Here is a 14,564-nt window from a genome sequence, read left to right as displayed (position 1 = left end):
CCGACCGCCTCGGAGGAGTCCTCTCATGCCCCCTGCCAGCCTCCCCACCGCCTCCCTCGTCCTGCCCCTCCTCGTCGGCTGCACGCTCGTCGTCGGCGGAGGCTGCGCGTGGCGCTCCGCGCGGGCAGAGCGCCGCGCACGCGGAGGACCGAGCCTCGACCCCGGGACACTCCTGAGCGCCCTCGCCGTCGTGGTGGGCGCCCTTTTACTGTTCGTCTCCGGGCCGACCCTCGCACTCGTCGCACTCGTCGCGGCGGCGCTCTGCGGGCTCGGCGTCGTCGATGCGCTCCGCACCTTCGCACGGCCGACCGGGCGGGGCATCGTCGCGGAGGCGGCTCCCGTGGCGGCCTCGGCGGCCCTGTTCGCACTGGCCGTCGTCAGCGCCGCCGCGAGCATCACCGTGGGGCAGGGAGCGGTGTCGCTCCTCTTGCTCTTCGATCTGCGCGACATCAGCTGGGCCGCTGCCCTCGCGACGGCCGTGGCGGCCACGAGCCTCCTGCATCTCGCCGCCTCAGGGCGTCACCGCGAGCGCCAGCAGGGCACACCTCCGCCGGCGCCCCACGACTCGGCCGTCGCCCCCGCCGAGCCGACAGCTGCCGCATGAGAGCGCACGGGACGCCCGTCGCCCTCCGCTCGCGCCTCGTGCTCGACGGCACAGCGGCACCGCTCCTCTCGGGCCGCCGCTTCGTGCGCGACGCCGCCGTGATCACGTTCTGGATGCAGTTCCACAACACCGGGAGTCGACCGCTGCATGACCTCGTGCTGTGCCGCGGGTCCTTCACGGACGGCAGCGGGACCGAGCTCGACTACGACGAGGAGCCGGTGACGGTCGTCGGCCGCGCTGAACGCGTCGGGCCGGGAGCCGGATTCGTCGTCGTCGCGCACCACACCGCGGCCCGCCTGCGCAGGCCGCGGTTGCTGCGCCACTCGGTGGCCCTGCGGGGCACGACCGCCGACGGCCTCCCCTTCGACGACGAGGCGGGACTCGAGGTGTGGATCGACTCCCACCGCGTCGACAGGCGCATGCCGCTCGTGCGGTTCACCCCGTCGATCGCGCCCCTGCATCCTGGCCGATTGGCGCTGATCGACGGAGGATCCGGACTGAAGACTTCTCATCCTGGGGCGCGATCCGCCACTCTAGAAACACCGCGGCACCCGAAGGCCGCTCTCGTAGACAGGACCTCACCGTGATGGGAATCGCCGACTCCAGCCGCCCGATCGTCGACCGAGGCGTCTCACGCCGAGACGCCGCCGCCGCCACATGGCTGGCGACGAGCGGGCTCGACGCCCGTCCCGCGGGGGCGTTCCGCATCGTCGCGGACACGCTCAGCAGCGACGGGGTCGACGTCCTCCGTATCTGGCACACTCCCGCCCGACTCCACCGCGATGCGCGGTGCGGCGGCATCCGGCTGCTCATCCCCCTCGAGGGCACCCTCACCGTGCAGCCCGACGACCCCTCCGCGGTCGAGGTGCAGGTGTCGCCCGGCGAGATCGCCTTCCTGCGCGGCGACTCCGCCTTCACTCTCGTCACCGACACCCCGAGCGCACGCACCGAGATCGCCCTCGAGCGCCCGCTCCTCGGCCTCCTCGAGGCGGACGACGGCGGCGCGGTCGTGACCGGCGCCGACGCCGCCAGTCGCGGCATCCTGCTTTCGACCGTCAACGCCACGTTCAGCTCCCCGCTCGACGCCGACTCGGCCGCGTTCCCCCTCGTGCGCGCCGCGGTCGAGCAACTGGCCGGCGCGGTGCTCGCCACCTCGCTTCCGCGCGACACGGCCGAAGACGTCTACACCCGCGCGCTGGCACTGATCGCCGCGATGTCGGCCGATTCTCGCCTCTCGGTGCAAGAGATCTGCGAACGCCTGGGCGTGCCCAAGCGCACCCTCCAGCGCACCTTCGCCAAGAACGGCACGACCGTCTTCGACGAGATCCGCCGCGCCCGCCTCACGACGGCACGGGCACTGCTCGGCGGCAGCGAGGTCCCGCCCGCTCGCGAGCACGCCTTGAGCGGCTACGTGCGCTCGCAGCGCCTCCAGCGAGACCTGCGCCACCTCGAAGCCACCCCCGTCTCGCGCCTGGGCTGACCTCTCACTCCCCCAGGCCGCGCCCGTGTCGATGGCGGTGCTCGTCGACGAGGACGAGCGGGGCGTCGGCGGAAGCTACGGTCAGACCTTGGGTTCCGTCACCCGTCCGTGGGACGCTGGACGAGCCCCCGGCTGTTCATCCGTGCTGATACACGAGGCCGGTGGTCCGGCACCCGTCGCGGGTCACTCTCCCCAGAGCCCAAACGCGACGGGTGCCGTCCCTTTTCCCCATAAGCGGGTGTGCCGTCGTTCCCCAGACGGCTCACCCTCGCCAGATCAGTCGGAGGGTTCTGCGGGAGCGCTCGCGCCGAGGCTCTCGCAGAACGAATCGGTGGCGACGTCCTGCGCATTGGGCAGGACGCCGAGCCTGCCATCCGGCAGGAGGCAGACGGTCGGGTTCTCGACCTGGATCGGTCCGAGGCCCGAAGGCGCGCCGTCGGGGACGGCGCTCCAGCTCCGCTCGCACGCTGCACGCGCCGCAGCGACGCGCGCAGAGAGCGGGAGGAGGGTGAATCCGTCGCGATCGTCGTCGACCAGGGCGGTGGTGCCGTGATCGGCGCCGAGGTCGGCGACCGAGTAGCAGTCGAAGCTCGTGTTCGCCTGGTCGACGCTCGCCCGTGCGACCGCGATCGCCGCGGCGCTCGTGCCGAGCGCGACGACCAACACGACTCCGATGATCCCGAAGCGCTTGCGTGTGGCACGGCTGCGGGCGGCGATGTCGGAGAGGATGGCGGAGCGCATCCGGGTCAACTGCTCGGGGGTGGGACCGATATCGATGCTCATCGGCTCTCCTTCTCGGAGGTGTCGCCCGGCTGCGTCGACGGGCGGCCCGTCTCGACGTGGCGGAGCGTGCGGCGCAGCGACGAACGAAGCCGGCTGAGGCGGTTGCGGACCGTTCCGTGCGAGGCGCCGAGCGCCTGCGCGGCATCGGCATAGCTGCTGCCCTGTTCGATGCAGAGCGAGTACAGCGCCCGGTCGATCTCGGAGAGCTCGGCCACCGCCTCCTCGATCGCCTCGACCAGGAGGCGACGGGTCACCTCGTCCTCGGGCGTGCCGGAGGGGTCGGGGTGCGTCGACGGGTCGGCGTCGACGATGCGGTTACGCGCCCGCGTCTTGCTGCGGAGGAGGTTCAGGGACGTGTAGCGCGCGGTCGTGAGCAGCCACGGCAGGGCCGAGGCGTCCACGATGGTGACGTCCTTGATGCGGCTCCAGGTCGTGAGGAACACGTCCTGGACGACGTCTTCGGCATCGTTCGACTCGCGGACGATGCTGAGGGCGTAACGGTAGGTGGTCGCGGCGTGACGGTCGTAGAGCCGGCCGAAGGCTCCACGGTCACCGTGGCGTGCACGAGCGACGAGGGCGGCGTCGCCGTCGCCGGAGGCAGCCGCGGCCTGCTCGGCCGAGATCGCCTCCGATGAAGTGCCCATGTCTCGTGGTGTCCGCTCCCTCTCGATCGTCTCAACATTCCTCGGATCTCTCGGGATTCGCCCGTCACTTGACACTCGTCTGCGGGCGTCGTCATGCTGAGCACGCTCTCGCTATCAGGCGGGAGCGCACTCATCTGGGGAGATGAAACATGTCCACGAACAGGGACTTTGTGGCGCGCCGTCGCGCCGCCGGGGTGGGCGCCACGCTCCTCCTTCTTGCGGGGGTCCTCGTGCCCTCTACCGCCCTCGCGCCCGCCGCCGCGGCCGACGATTCCGCCGAGAACTGCATCTTCATGATCGAGCTCGATCGCGAGATCTGCGCACCGGTCGACGAGGACCTGCACGCGAAGGTCTACGACGAGACCGGTGTCGTCGTCATCGAAGGGCCGGCGAGTACCGCCGCGAGAGGCCCTGCCGCCGTGCTCGCGAGCTACGTCGTCACACGCCTCTACGACGACTCGAACTACGGCGGCTCCTACTACGAGGTGTCGAGCGGGTCGACGTGTAACGGCAGCACGATCAAATCGGTCAGCGACATCGGCTCGAGCTGGTATGGACGCGTCAGCTCCTTCGCGACGTACTCCGGATGCACCGTGAAGATCTTCTCGAGCACCGGTTTCGGCGGCAACAGCTTCGGCTTCGCCGGCAGCACCTCCTACGTGGGGAACACCATGAACGACCAGACGAGATCGCTTCAAGCTCGCTGACGGAGACCCCGCGTGGGTTCCGGCACGAGCACCGACCTCCTCGGCGCTCTGGCCCGTTTCGTTCAGCTGCTGCCGATCGACGCGGCGGCGGTGTGCACGCTCGCGGCTCCCTTCGCCGTGGAGACGCTGGCCGCGACGAGCCGTTCGGCCGCGGTGCTCGACCGCGCGCAGGCACGAGCAAGGCAGGGTCCGGCATGGGACGCCTCCCTCGGCAACCTCGCCGTCCTCCCTCCGCTCGACGCCGAGGAGCAGTTGGCGCGGTGGCCGCATCTCGCGCCCGCCCTCCTCGCGAACGGTCTGTGCGCGCTGACGGCGCTGCCCGTCTCCTACGGGCCGCTCGACATCGGCGCGGTCACCCTGTCGAGCCGCACACCGCTCGATCCGCCCGACCTCGACCTCGCCGAGCACCTCGCCACGCTCCTCGCGCGCGCCGTGCTCGCCGCCGCCGCAGAGGGCGAGATCCGTGTCGCGCGGAGCGAGCACCTTCTCACGGACCGGAAGGTGTGGTCAGCTGCCGCGTTCCTGGCGCGGGCGTCGGGACTCAGCCCTCTGGAGGCACTGCTCGTGCTGCGCGGGCATGCCGTCCGCGCGGGACGCAGCGTCCGCGACGTCGGAGGCGGCCCGTTCGAGCGCAAAGGCGCGTGAGCGCCGCTCAGTCCGTGGCGGAGCGCCGCACGAGGAGCACGCCGTCGAGCAGCGGCACCTCGTGTCCGTCGGGACCGGAAGCGACCCGCTCCCGAGTCTCGACGACGAGCGGGATCCACCGGGCGTCGAGGGCGAGGGCGGCGAGTTCCTCCTCGGGCGACGCCAACTCGAGAGGCGCCTCGGAGGCTCCGTGGTGGTGTTCGCGGGCGCCGGGCGGAGGCGCGACGTGAGAGACGATCGCGAGATGCCCTCCGGGAGCGACGAGCTCGGCCGCGCGACGGAGGATGTCGATCCGCGGCAGCTCGACCATCGAATGCAGGAAGCTCGCGGTCACGAGGTCGAAGTCTCCCGCGACGGGCCAGTCCCCCGCGAGATCGGCGTAACGGAGGGCGACGTCGAGGCCCTGCCTCGCAGCGGCCTCCCTCGCTCGCGTGAGCGCCGTCTCCGAGAGGTCGAGCCCGGTGACCCTCCAGCCGCGGGAGGCGAGCCAGAGTACGTCGCCGCCCTCGCCTGCGCCGAGATCGAGCGCACGTCCGGGCGTCAGCCCGCCCACGAGGTCGACGAGAGTGGCGTTGGGGCGACCCGACCAGACGCGGCCGGAGTCGGAGTAGCGGGCCTCCCAGTGCTCGCGAGCGGTGGTCATGGGACTCCTCGAGGGGGCGCAGGGGGTGGACGGGATGCCCGTCGAGGATCGCGCGCCGATGCGGATCACGCCACTTCCCGTGCCGATTCGGCAGGCGCGTCGACCGGTGGCGGGGTTCCGCCTCCTGCCACGCGAGCGTTAGCGTCGGGACATGAGCCTCCGCCTCGAAGCGATCATCGTCGACTGCATGGACTTCCGACGCCTCGGCCACTGGTGGCAGGAGGCTCTCGGGTGGGACATCGTCGACGAGGACGCGGACGGGATCGAGCTGCTCGCCCCCTCGGGGCGCGGACCGAGCCTGCTGTTCCTCGACGTGCCGGAGCGCAAGACCACGAAGAACCGACTGCACCTGGACTTCGTGCCCGACGACCAGGAGGCCGAGGTGGCACGCCTGCTCGCGAGGGGCGCATCCCGCGTCGACGTAGGCCAGGGGGAGCGCTCGTGGGTGGTCCTCGGCGACCCGGAAGGGAACGAGTTCTGCATCCTGTCAGCACGCGAGTGACCTCGGTGCGGCCGACGGGCGGGAACCTCACGGAGAGAACGTACGTACTCTCTCCGCCGGAGATCGGCGATCAGTCGAGATAGTCGATGTCGTCCCACGGATGCTGAACATCGCCCGTGTCACGATCGTCGTCGGCGACCACGACCTCTTCGAAGATCACCGGCACCCCGGTCGAGATCAGCACGGTGACGTGCCGGTTGCCGACGATCACGAAGTCGACGAGGCCACCGCCGGCCTGGGTCGCTCGCGTAGCCGACTGCTTGAGCTCATCGACATCGGTCCCCTGCGAGAGGCCGTAGGTCTTGCCCTCGATGGTCACAGTGGTGCGGATCATGTCGGCCAGTCGCTCCTCGAGTCGGTCGGCTCACCGTACGAAGGCCGGAGAGCGGGTTCCAGGCCTTGCGGTGGAGGCGCCCCCCTGCCAAGCGAGGTTCCCCGTCGACCTCCGTACGCGGCCACTGCGGTCGTGGGCGCTCGCCGCTGCCGCCATACTGGCGACGTGCAGGCCGACGACGACGAGCGCAAGGATCTCGAGAGAGCGGCTTTCGCGCGCCCGGACGATGGAGATCCCGCCGGGCGTCGGGAGGCGCTGCGACGGTTGCACGAGCTCGAGGACACCGCGGCGCCCGAGGACACCGCCGAGGCGCCTTCGGCGGCGGGCCTGGACTCACCGGAGGATCTCTTCGCCTCCGCGCCGGACGTCTCCGCCGAGCCGCCCGCCGCGATCCGACGTCGACGGCGCCCGCGGGTCCTCGCGATCGGTGCCACGGGGCTCGCGCTCGGCGCACTGCTCGGCGGTCTCGGCGCCTCCGCGCTGTTCTCCGACGGCGACGGGCGCGACATCGCCGTGCCGACGCCGAGCGCCTCGGCGACGGGCACGACCGCCTCGCGCATCGCCGCCCTGCTCAACGGTTGGCAACGCACCACCGATCTGCCCCAGGGACTGACGCTGATCTCGCGCGGCGCCGACGTCTACAGCCCGGCCTTCATGACGGCTCAGGACGACCGCCTCCTCGTCACCGTGCCGGACGGCACCACGGTGTGTCTCGCCCTCGAGCACCAGGACGGCACGCTCGCCGCGAGCTGCGCCGGGATCGACGCCTTCTTCGCGGGGCAACCGCTGCGGGTGAGCGGCACCGCGGAGCGGGACGGCGCGCCCGTCTACACCCAGATCACCTTGCGGCCCGACGGCGCCGTCGAGGGCGGCTACCAGGTCGTACCGCCGACCCCCTGACGGGCCGGCGCGCACGCCGCCACCCGGCCGGGGCCTGCAGCTGCCCTGCTTCGCAGCGGGCGACACTCTCCCGCCTCCGTGGGGCACGCGTCACCGTCGCCAGACGTACGGAGTGGTCGTCGATACCCGCGTGAGCCCGGCGCGTTCGAGAATCGGTCGGGAGTACTCGGTCGAGTCGCTGTGCACGAGCGATTTGCCGAGTTCGAGGGCCGACGCCGCGCGCGCCGTCGTCACCGCACGGTACAGTCCGCGGCCCCGGTAGTCGGGGAGAGTGGCGCCACCCCAGATCCCCGCGAAGTCGCTCCCGGCGACGGGCTCGAGGCGTCCGCCCGCCACCATCCGTCCGTCGACTTCGGCGACCCAGAGCTCCATGCCGTCACCGCGCGCGAGGCGGGCGAGCAGCGCGTCGGCGAGCGCGATGTCGACGTCCTCCCCGAAGGCGGCGTCGACCATCGCGCTCATCGCCCGGACCTCCGTCTCTTCGCCGACGCGTCGCACCCGGGCGCCCTCCGGCAGCGGCGCGTCGCGCACGAGCGCTGAGAGTGGCCCGACCATGATCGACTCGGTCTCGCGGGGAACGAAGCCGTGTGCGAGCAGCGCCTCGTGCAAGCCGGGCGCGCGGTCGTGGCCGCGGGTCTTCCACTCGACCGATCGGATCGACGGGGCTGCCTCGAAGTGCGCGCGTGCGGCCGCGACGAGGGCGGCGATGTCGTCGGCCGACGCCTCCGCGAGGTCGCGGTAGGTGACGAATCCGCGACCGCCCGCGAAGGTCACCAACCGCAGCGGTCCCTCACGGGTCACGGAGACGGCGCTCGGGGTCTCTGCACCGGTTCGCAGTTGCTCGTCGTAAGCGCGGAGGAGTTCGGTGGGGCTCATTCCCACGACGCTACGCGCCAGCCGACGACGCGGGCGATCACTCGACGCGGCTCTCGGTCTCCTCGTCATTGTCGTCCGAGGGGATGTACACGTCGGACACGGTCACATTGACCTCCGCGACCTCCATGCCGACGACGGACGAGATGGCGTCGGAGACGGCCGAGCGGACGCTGTCGGCGAGCTTCTGCAGCGCGACGGGGTACTCGGCGACGACCGTGATGTCCGCGGCAACCTGCTTCTCGCCGACCTCGACCGAGACGCCCTGGCCGCGATCCTGAGCGTTGATCGCGTTGCGGATGGCGCCGAGGGCGCGCGCCGCTCCGCCGCCGAGGTCGTGCACGCCAGGAACCTCGCGGGCCGCGATGCCGGCGACCTTCTCGACCACGCCATCGGCGACGGTGTTCTTGCCTACCGAGGTGGCGGTGCCGTTCGTGGCGGAGGTGGCACTGCTGGTGGGGGTGACGGTGGTCATGGTCTTCTCCTTGTGACAGGGTCGCGACGTGTGGGCCGCGGTGCTCACCATCCGTGGCACACGATTCGGACGTGTCGAGCTGCCCGGTCGTCCTGCTGGCTCAGGGACCGTGCAGAGAAGTGGCGGATACGGCGCGCTTCGCGGCCAACGCTGTAGGCAGCGCCCGCGCGAGTGCCCGTTCGGCGGCCATCGCTCTCCACAGAATGACCGATGGACGCTGCGCCTCGACCGGACGCGATCGGTGACCCTCCGCGAAGATCGCGAAGAAGTGCGGCGCGAGAGGCCGCACAATGTTACCGTGAACATCGGCGGCGTTCCGCGGAGCGGCACCGTGGCGCTACGGAACGGGATGGCGGTGGACCCCCTCCACTGGGGCGCTGACAGTCCGGGGAGTATCAGCGACGCCGGTGCGAGCCGGAGTCGGAAACGGAGTCGACCATGCTCATCGGTTACACCTGCGTCTCGCGGTTCGACGACCCCGCGCTGCCGGCCCAGCAACGCATGGCACTCCTCGACGCGGGGGTGCCGAACGACCGGCTCCACTCCGATCTCGTCGTGAACCGAGCCCAGCAGCGCCCGGGCCTGGCGGCATGCGTCTCGGCGATCCGCACCGGAGACGTGCTCGTGGTCTGGAGGCTCGACCGCCTCGGACACGACGCACGAGGCATCCACACGACTCTGCTCGGGCGCGGAGCGACCCTGCGCGTGCTCACCGGACCCTCCGTCGCGACCCTGACAGCGCCTCCGCGACCCTCCCGCTCTCGGGCGGCACGCCGCCTGGAGGAGTCCGTTCTCGCTCGATGAGACGGCCCCTGGTCGGTCCGCGGGCGAGCCGTCAGGCGCGCGTCGCGGCCCGCGCGGCCGCAAGGAGATCCGAGAGCACGGTGCCACGCGAGGCCACATCCTCTGGGTGCCACTGCACGCACCAGAGCGGAGCCTCCTCGTGCTCGACAGCCTCGACGGTGCCGTCCTCAGCGCGCGCGACCACGCGTAGCCCCTCCCCCGGGCGGTCGACCGCCTGATGGTGGGAGCTGCGCACCTCCAGCTCGACGGCTCCGAGGATGCGCGCCAGCTGGCTCTCCGCGTCGATCGTCACGCGGTGGTCGACCATCCCCGAGAGGTGCTCGCCCGGCGTCGACCGACCCACATGCGACTCGCCCGGAAGGTGCTGCACCAGATCGCCGCCGAGGGCCACGTTGACGAGCTGCATGCCGCGGCAGATCCCGATGAGCGGAGTGCGACTCGTCACCGCTCGACGCACCACCGCGATCTGCGCGCCATCGGCATCGGGGAAGGACTGTCCGCGGTGAGGGTCGTCGGCACGGCCGCCGTACCACGACGGATCGACGTCCTCCCCACCTGTGATGACGACCGCGTCGGCCGCGTCGAGCCGGCGGTCGAGCTCGGCCCGATCGGTCTGCGCCGCGGCCACGCGGTCGACGACGAATCCCTCTCGCGTGGCCGCCTCGACGATGGCGGCGGTGAGAAGCCGCAACTCGAGCTCGAACTCGGGATCCTCGCGGCCGCCATCGGCGACGTCGACGACAAGCAGGACGGGCCGCGCGGAGGTCATGCGGACATCGTGCCACCTCGTCCGCGGCGGAGCACGGCGTGCCGTACGCCGCTTCACACCTCGATGACCCGCCGGCGACGTGCTACGACGACGGCGCCAACTGGTAACTGAACAGCTCAGTCAATACTTGATCGATGGGGGTGTAAAGCATGATGGTCGAATGAGGCAGGTTGCCGGAGATTATCCCCAGAAGCTGATTCGAATAGCTCAACACCGGACCGCCGGAGTCTCCAAAATCGAGATTCGTAGACTCATCGGCATCCGCCGCGACCAAGTGGTGGTGCGGGGTGGAGATCCCACGAGGCATGCTTATTCTGTTCCACACGCACTGTAGTCCACTTGCCCAACCGCTGGTGCAGAATCTCTCGGTTCCCGGCGACGCGGAACCCGCAATCGGAACGCGCCTGATCACTCCTCCCGAACGGTTGAATGCCTGGCCGTTAGCCAGCGGAGTATAGGTCCGAACCGGGCTGCAGAAGGAAGGATTACTGTGCTGAGGAGCACATCGGAGGGCATTTCCGTCGGCAGCCGGCGAGACTCGAACAAGCTCAATATCGGACCCTTCCGATTGCCAGGAAACAGTACCCAAGGCACGAGTGCCCACGTGTATCGTGGCATACAGTGGCGCGCAGTGTTTCGCGATGACGATCCAGCGCGTAGCCCGCTGATAAGGGGTGACGCGCGACAATATACTGCGCGGCACGAGGACCGCGCCGACCGTGCAAGACCCCGCAGGCGTTTCTACTTTGGACCCGGCGATGACCGGCAGGACGGCGCGGTCCGGGTTTCGTGGGATGGTGGCAGCCGACGCAGGAGCCCCCGCCATCAGCATGACACACACGGCAGCGACGGCTCCGATGAAAACGGGAAAAATGCTCCGTCTCTTTCGTTTACCATGTCGCCACAACACGCTTTCCAATAACCCCGACAAAAACAGGAGGCGAGAGAGGATGTGCATGGTGCTCCAAATTCTTTGATAAAAAGCTATACGATCGTCTAGCGAACGTTAGCGACGACCTTGGCTCATAGTCAATGAGAGTCCTCTCAGTGCGGCGGTGACCACGATCGAGGGGCGGAGCCGCCCGCACCCAGCGCCGCCCACGACAGCCCCGCCAGGTCGAGCGCGATGCAGGCGGCAGCGAAAAGAGGTGCGAGCAGCGCGGCGAGGAGTCGGTCGTCGCACACGAGGGCCGCGTCACCTCCCCGGTTGCGAGCACCTCAGCCCCGAGGCCGCCGGTGATGGGGCGTTCCCTCCCCGTGGTGTAGACGGCTTTTCTGTTCGACACCTCAGCTTTTCTGTTCGATACTCCAGCCGAACTACGTAGCCGCTAGACGATCGTCTGATAGCGTGGCGAGGCCCGCCTGGCACGATCCATCGACTCACGCCAGCCTCGCCGCCGAATCACGTGCCGAAACACGGATCGAGCGGCGTTTTTTGGTGCACAATTGGCGAAAGGAAACGCTCACTATGAAACTCACGCGTCCATCACTCCTGAAAGCGACTCTTAGCGTTGGGCTCGTCGGCACACTTGGCGGGCTCGGTGCCATGGCAGTGCCGCTGAGCGCTCAAGCAGAATCCGGATATCGTGTGTGCGGTGTCTACAACTCTGCGCAAAATAGTGGAGCCATCGGGACCGGCCTGGTCACCAAGGTGTGGAAGAACGACAATAGCGACACGTGCGGAGAGAAGGTGGCCTGGATGGCCGCCTACTACGGCTATGCGTGGACCGGTTCATCGGCCGAGAACGACTACCGCATGGTGACCTGCGAGGAGTTCGCTGCCCGCACCGGAACGGTGGGCGACCCTTGCACCGACATGGAAGTCAACAAGATCTACCGCAACTATTCTGCTTACGACCTCCGTCACCCTCAGGCACATGGGCGCGTCCAGTATTGGCACGAATAGACTTCATGGATCTAGAGAGAAGCGGGATCCCCACCGCAATCCTGCACTCGCCGTGATCCGCTGAACGAACATTTCTCGTGAGGCACTCGAGTACTGACGTAGATACTCGAGTGCCTCACTCATTTCTCCAGTCGCACTCACGCCTGGCGCGTGCTCGAATCGAGTGAGCGATGCATCGCGACGGGTGCACAACGCCGACAAGATCCTTCTCGACTCGCTTCGCCGCGAAGACCGAGACGGTTTCGATTGGTCTCGACCCCGGAGAAGAGCTAAGGGACGAGTTCCCTCCGGCCGCTCGTGTATGATTGCGCGACGGGTGGTGGGAAGAGATGGATCGACGACGAGTAGCCATGGAAGCAGCTCGTGACGCCATCATTGAGGCCGCGGGTGCTACTTTTGCCGCGCACGGCTACGAAGGCGCCAGCTTCTCACGAGTTGCGCAAGCAATGGGAAAACCGAAGTCCGCAATCGGCTACCACTTGTTCCCGTCTAAGTTTGAACTTGCTACGGCGGTCATCAGGCGTCAGCAGGCGCGTTGGGTGCAGATGGAGGCATCGCTCGAAGAGCCGGCGGGGGTAGAAAGACTGACGGCCATGCTGCTCGTGGCGGGACTTGAGATTCGTTCCACCCCACTCGCAGCCGGAGCGGCTCGCCTGCTCCATGAGCTCCTTCACACCGACCTCGACATCCCGAGGGATTTCCTCTGGGCCCCCTTCGTTCGTGGCCAGCTGATCGCTGCGCTGTCGCGGGCCGGCATGTCGCCTGCGAAGCTTGAGGCGGGTGCGGAGCACGTGATCCTCGAGGCATCGTTCGGTCTCGTCACAGCGGGGCGTCCCGACGCGGACGCCGACCTCTCGTGGCGACTCCGATCACTGTGGGTGCCTGTGATCGAAGCAATGGGCGTTCCCGACGTCGAACCGCTCGTGGCGGTGCGTCCACCGGAGCCCGTGCGACCTGACTAAACCGAAAGTCTCCTCGAGAGCTCCACAGTGCACGCGTTTCTCGCCGGCATCGCGGAGCGATCGTCATGCGCTCGCGTTCTGGCGCGCGAGCAGCTCAACCGCAGCGAACGCGGCGCCGTAGAGAGTCCGCGCCGTGTCCCACCCCGCGCTCGTCTCGATCTCACCCGGGCGCTCCACCTGGACCGCGAAGCCGTGCTGGGCGCGTGGAATCGGCTGTCCGGGCAGTCGGAGCTCCTGCGTGAAGGCGCCGGTCTCGGGCTCGAAGGTCAGCGTATGGGAGGCGACGTTGCGGTCCCAGTCCGCTGACGGCCACGACATGAAGGCCACGTGTCGAAGGGACTGCGCGGGGTCCGCGACCGACACGTAGCAGCCGTGGTGGTCCTCGCCCGGGGAGAGGATCGTGTACGTGCCGTTGTCCCGGTAGACCAGCAGCGCCTCGGCGAAGGGCTTGGCCACGTACATCGCCGTATACCGAAGGGCTTGGGCCGCGATCGGCGTCCCGAGAGGGATGGTGACGGTGTCGAGCATGCTCATGATCTCCTTCACGGGGCGAGAGGCGACTACCCCATCACACAGGACAGAGCAAGACCTGTGGGGAGGGCGCACGTCGCTCGGACGCCAACTCGACGAGGCGAACGAACCCCTCTCCAGCAAGCCTGTAAGCTTCATCAGACGATCGTCTAGGATTGCCAGCGGGCGCGAGGGAACGTCAGGGCAGGCTGATTTCGAGCCACTCGGACATCAGAAAGAAGCCCCTCTGCCCCTCACGCGACGCGTTGTTCTCCGAGAGCTCACTTCCCTGCGTCTCATCGCGGGGCCGTCGCACCGCCCGCACTCCGAACGCTCCACCGCCAGAACGTCACCTCCGCACAGCTCGGTGCTCCAGTAGGAGCGCCGGCTCCTCCCCGGGCTGAGACAGGCCTACGAACGGTCAATGAACCCGCGAGACGGGCTTGCCGGAGGATCGCCGAGAACACGCATCATCCAGCCCACATCGTTTCCTCTGCGAATTGCTCTCCTCGCACCGACGGAGAGAAGCGTGCGATCGACCTTTGCACGTATGCCGGGCTCGCGCTCCGACGTGGGGCCGATGAACACGATGCTCACCATGCCTCGACAGAAAGGCTCGCACCCTCATGCCCCTGCATTTCAAAAGAAAACCTTTCCATAAATTGACACTCGCAGTGGCGCTAGGGTTGATGGTCGTGGGGCTCCAACCGGCGCCAGCGAATGCTCAAGTGCTTCGCACTCAACTCCCCATAGTCGCTGGAACTCGACTCGACGTGCCGGGAACTCAAACATGCACTGTGGGTGCCGTTCTCCGCTCGACGGCCCTACTCTCGCGGATCACGGCGTTTCAGCGAGGGGTTCGGTACTTGCTGATCGCGAAACACTGCGCCGATTTTCCCAACGCGCAGGTGAAGGTCGCTGGCCAACTCATCGGAGAGGTGGCCTGGAGGGCGCCCGACGATGACCTGGCTTTGGTTCGAGTGGAACCCACTGTGCGCCGTCATCTTGACTGCAATCCCGGGT

Annotated in this window: 19 protein-coding genes; 10 read left to right on the top strand and 9 right to left on the bottom strand. The window is 68.7% G+C overall.

Annotated elements, in window-relative coordinates:
- Positions 1 to 25 precede the first annotated feature (25 nt).
- Genes ITJ45_RS01235 through ITJ45_RS01225 form a run of 3 tightly spaced genes read left to right on the top strand, consistent with a single transcriptional unit; the run spans position 26 to position 2,084 of the window.
- Entirely contained in the window at positions 26 to 604 is a 579-nt protein-coding gene (locus ITJ45_RS01235) for a hypothetical protein (RefSeq protein WP_194607034.1), read from the top strand.
- On the top strand, positions 601 to 1,191 hold the full coding sequence (locus tag ITJ45_RS01230; RefSeq protein ID WP_194607033.1) for a hypothetical protein: 591 nt from the start codon (positions 601 to 603) through the stop codon (positions 1,189 to 1,191). Before ITJ45_RS01235 ends, ITJ45_RS01230 begins: the two co-directional genes overlap by 4 nt.
- Positions 1,191 to 2,084 carry a helix-turn-helix domain-containing protein gene (locus ITJ45_RS01225; RefSeq protein WP_228493464.1) on the top strand — a complete coding sequence of 298 codons (894 nt, stop codon included), beginning with the start codon at positions 1,191 to 1,193 and terminating at the stop codon, positions 2,082 to 2,084. The genes ITJ45_RS01230 and ITJ45_RS01225 overlap by 1 nt, the downstream gene beginning before the upstream one ends.
- Before the next feature lie 276 nt (positions 2,085 to 2,360).
- Here ITJ45_RS01225 and ITJ45_RS01220 read toward each other — a convergent pair whose 3' ends face one another.
- Positions 2,361 to 2,867: a hypothetical protein gene (locus tag ITJ45_RS01220; RefSeq protein ID WP_194607031.1), complete on the bottom strand. Its 507-nt coding sequence runs from the start codon at positions 2,865 to 2,867 to the stop codon at positions 2,361 to 2,363.
- On the bottom strand, positions 2,864 to 3,511 hold the full coding sequence (locus tag ITJ45_RS01215) for an RNA polymerase sigma factor (RefSeq protein WP_194607030.1): 648 nt from the start codon (positions 3,509 to 3,511) through the stop codon (positions 2,864 to 2,866). Before ITJ45_RS01215 ends, ITJ45_RS01220 begins: the two co-directional genes overlap by 4 nt.
- A 149-nt stretch (positions 3,512 to 3,660) precedes the next feature.
- Here ITJ45_RS01215 and ITJ45_RS01210 point away from each other — a divergent pair, with 149 nt between their 5' ends.
- Together ITJ45_RS01210 and ITJ45_RS01205 are read left to right on the top strand one after the other, a co-directional pair.
- Positions 3,661 to 4,218: a hypothetical protein gene (locus ITJ45_RS01210; protein WP_194607029.1), complete on the top strand. Its 558-nt coding sequence runs from the start codon at positions 3,661 to 3,663 to the stop codon at positions 4,216 to 4,218.
- Positions 4,219 to 4,230: 12 nt separating this feature from the next.
- Positions 4,231 to 4,863 carry a hypothetical protein gene (locus ITJ45_RS01205; protein WP_194607028.1) on the top strand — a complete coding sequence of 211 codons (633 nt, stop codon included), beginning with the start codon at positions 4,231 to 4,233 and terminating at the stop codon, positions 4,861 to 4,863.
- A 7-nt stretch (positions 4,864 to 4,870) separates the two neighbouring features.
- Here ITJ45_RS01205 and ITJ45_RS01200 read toward each other — a convergent pair whose 3' ends face one another.
- Positions 4,871 to 5,506, bottom strand: a complete 636-nt coding sequence (locus ITJ45_RS01200) for a class I SAM-dependent methyltransferase (protein ID WP_194607027.1) — start codon at positions 5,504 to 5,506, stop codon at positions 4,871 to 4,873.
- A 151-nt stretch (positions 5,507 to 5,657) separates the two neighbouring features.
- Here ITJ45_RS01200 and ITJ45_RS01195 point away from each other — a divergent pair, with 151 nt between their 5' ends.
- Positions 5,658 to 6,008 carry a VOC family protein gene (locus tag ITJ45_RS01195; RefSeq protein ID WP_194607026.1) on the top strand — a complete coding sequence of 117 codons (351 nt, stop codon included), beginning with the start codon at positions 5,658 to 5,660 and terminating at the stop codon, positions 6,006 to 6,008.
- A 70-nt stretch (positions 6,009 to 6,078) separates the two neighbouring features.
- On the opposite strand, the gene ITJ45_RS01190 is transcribed toward ITJ45_RS01195, so the two are convergent.
- On the bottom strand, positions 6,079 to 6,342 hold the full coding sequence (locus tag ITJ45_RS01190) for a hypothetical protein (RefSeq protein ID WP_194607025.1): 264 nt from the start codon (positions 6,340 to 6,342) through the stop codon (positions 6,079 to 6,081).
- Positions 6,343 to 6,507: 165 nt separating this feature from the next.
- On the opposite strand from ITJ45_RS01190, the gene ITJ45_RS01185 reads away from it, so the two are divergent.
- Positions 6,508 to 7,242, top strand: a complete 735-nt coding sequence (locus ITJ45_RS01185; protein WP_194607024.1) for a hypothetical protein — start codon at positions 6,508 to 6,510, stop codon at positions 7,240 to 7,242.
- Between the two features lie 90 nt (positions 7,243 to 7,332).
- Here the strand turns inward: ITJ45_RS01185 and ITJ45_RS01180 are convergent, their stop codons facing one another.
- A complete protein-coding gene (locus tag ITJ45_RS01180) occupies positions 7,333 to 8,118 on the bottom strand; it encodes a GNAT family N-acetyltransferase (RefSeq protein ID WP_194607023.1) in 786 nt (261 codons plus the stop codon).
- A 37-nt stretch (positions 8,119 to 8,155) separates the two neighbouring features.
- Complete coding sequence (locus ITJ45_RS01175) at positions 8,156 to 8,590, bottom strand: Asp23/Gls24 family envelope stress response protein (protein WP_194607022.1); 435 nt, start codon at positions 8,588 to 8,590, stop codon at positions 8,156 to 8,158.
- A gap of 438 nt (positions 8,591 to 9,028) precedes the next feature.
- On the opposite strand from ITJ45_RS01175, the gene ITJ45_RS01170 reads away from it, so the two are divergent.
- Positions 9,029 to 9,394 carry a recombinase family protein gene (locus ITJ45_RS01170; RefSeq protein WP_194607021.1) on the top strand — a complete coding sequence of 122 codons (366 nt, stop codon included), beginning with the start codon at positions 9,029 to 9,031 and terminating at the stop codon, positions 9,392 to 9,394.
- A 31-nt stretch (positions 9,395 to 9,425) separates the two neighbouring features.
- Here the strand turns inward: ITJ45_RS01170 and ITJ45_RS01165 are convergent, their stop codons facing one another.
- On the bottom strand, positions 9,426 to 10,163 hold the full coding sequence (locus ITJ45_RS01165; RefSeq protein ID WP_194607020.1) for a gamma-glutamyl-gamma-aminobutyrate hydrolase family protein: 738 nt from the start codon (positions 10,161 to 10,163) through the stop codon (positions 9,426 to 9,428).
- A gap of 82 nt (positions 10,164 to 10,245) precedes the next feature.
- The gene (locus tag ITJ45_RS14385) at positions 10,246 to 10,470 is read right to left on the bottom strand and encodes a trypsin-like serine protease (RefSeq protein WP_416365253.1); all 225 of its coding nucleotides are present in this window, start codon (positions 10,468 to 10,470) and stop codon (positions 10,246 to 10,248) included.
- Between the two features lie 1,161 nt (positions 10,471 to 11,631).
- Here ITJ45_RS14385 and ITJ45_RS01160 point away from each other — a divergent pair.
- A complete protein-coding gene (locus ITJ45_RS01160; protein WP_194607019.1) occupies positions 11,632 to 12,069 on the top strand; it encodes a hypothetical protein in 438 nt (145 codons plus the stop codon).
- Positions 12,070 to 12,419: 350 nt separating this feature from the next.
- Positions 12,420 to 13,031 carry a helix-turn-helix domain-containing protein gene (locus ITJ45_RS01155; protein ID WP_194607018.1) on the top strand — a complete coding sequence of 204 codons (612 nt, stop codon included), beginning with the start codon at positions 12,420 to 12,422 and terminating at the stop codon, positions 13,029 to 13,031.
- Positions 13,032 to 13,094: 63 nt separating this feature from the next.
- On the opposite strand, the gene ITJ45_RS01150 is transcribed toward ITJ45_RS01155, so the two are convergent.
- Positions 13,095 to 13,565: a hypothetical protein gene (locus ITJ45_RS01150; RefSeq protein ID WP_194607017.1), complete on the bottom strand. Its 471-nt coding sequence runs from the start codon at positions 13,563 to 13,565 to the stop codon at positions 13,095 to 13,097.
- Positions 13,566 to 14,564: the final 999 nt, after the last annotated feature.

The organism is Rathayibacter sp. VKM Ac-2879, from assembly GCF_015351245.1.
GTDB lineage: Bacteria > Actinomycetota > Actinomycetes > Actinomycetales > Microbacteriaceae > Rathayibacter.
Note: the sequence above shows the minus strand (reverse complement) of the source record. Positions and strands in the feature narration are given on the sequence as shown.

Bases quoted from the DNA above. Each gene is read 5' to 3' on its own strand.
- ITJ45_RS01220 (WP_194607031.1), bottom strand. From the start codon at position 2,867: ATGAGCATCGATATCGGTCCCACCCCCGAGCAGTTGACCCGGATGCGC.
- ITJ45_RS01225 (WP_228493464.1), top strand. From the start codon at position 1,191: ATGGGAATCGCCGACTCCAGCCGCCCGATCGTCGACCGAGGCGTCTCA.
- ITJ45_RS01170 (WP_194607021.1), top strand. From the start codon at position 9,029: ATGCTCATCGGTTACACCTGCGTCTCGCGGTTCGACGACCCCGCGCTG.
- ITJ45_RS01215 (WP_194607030.1), bottom strand. From the start codon at position 3,511: ATGGGCACTTCATCGGAGGCGATCTCGGCCGAGCAGGCCGCGGCTGCC.
- ITJ45_RS01200 (WP_194607027.1), bottom strand. From the start codon at position 5,506: ATGACCACCGCTCGCGAGCACTGGGAGGCCCGCTACTCCGACTCCGGC.
- ITJ45_RS01150 (WP_194607017.1), bottom strand. From the start codon at position 13,565: ATGAGCATGCTCGACACCGTCACCATCCCTCTCGGGACGCCGATCGCG.
- ITJ45_RS01190 (WP_194607025.1), bottom strand. From the start codon at position 6,342: ATGATCCGCACCACTGTGACCATCGAGGGCAAGACCTACGGCCTCTCG.
- ITJ45_RS01165 (WP_194607020.1), bottom strand. From the start codon at position 10,163: ATGACCTCCGCGCGGCCCGTCCTGCTTGTCGTCGACGTCGCCGATGGC.
- ITJ45_RS01195 (WP_194607026.1), top strand. From the start codon at position 5,658: ATGAGCCTCCGCCTCGAAGCGATCATCGTCGACTGCATGGACTTCCGA.
- ITJ45_RS01230 (WP_194607033.1), top strand. From the start codon at position 601: ATGAGAGCGCACGGGACGCCCGTCGCCCTCCGCTCGCGCCTCGTGCTC.
- ITJ45_RS01210 (WP_194607029.1), top strand. From the start codon at position 3,661: ATGTCCACGAACAGGGACTTTGTGGCGCGCCGTCGCGCCGCCGGGGTG.
- ITJ45_RS01175 (WP_194607022.1), bottom strand. From the start codon at position 8,590: ATGACCACCGTCACCCCCACCAGCAGTGCCACCTCCGCCACGAACGGC.
- ITJ45_RS01160 (WP_194607019.1), top strand. From the start codon at position 11,632: ATGAAACTCACGCGTCCATCACTCCTGAAAGCGACTCTTAGCGTTGGG.
- ITJ45_RS01180 (WP_194607023.1), bottom strand. From the start codon at position 8,118: ATGAGCCCCACCGAACTCCTCCGCGCTTACGACGAGCAACTGCGAACC.
- ITJ45_RS01235 (WP_194607034.1), top strand. From the start codon at position 26: ATGCCCCCTGCCAGCCTCCCCACCGCCTCCCTCGTCCTGCCCCTCCTC.
- ITJ45_RS01155 (WP_194607018.1), top strand. From the start codon at position 12,420: ATGGAAGCAGCTCGTGACGCCATCATTGAGGCCGCGGGTGCTACTTTT.
- ITJ45_RS14385 (WP_416365253.1), bottom strand. From the start codon at position 10,470: ATGCCTCGTGGGATCTCCACCCCGCACCACCACTTGGTCGCGGCGGAT.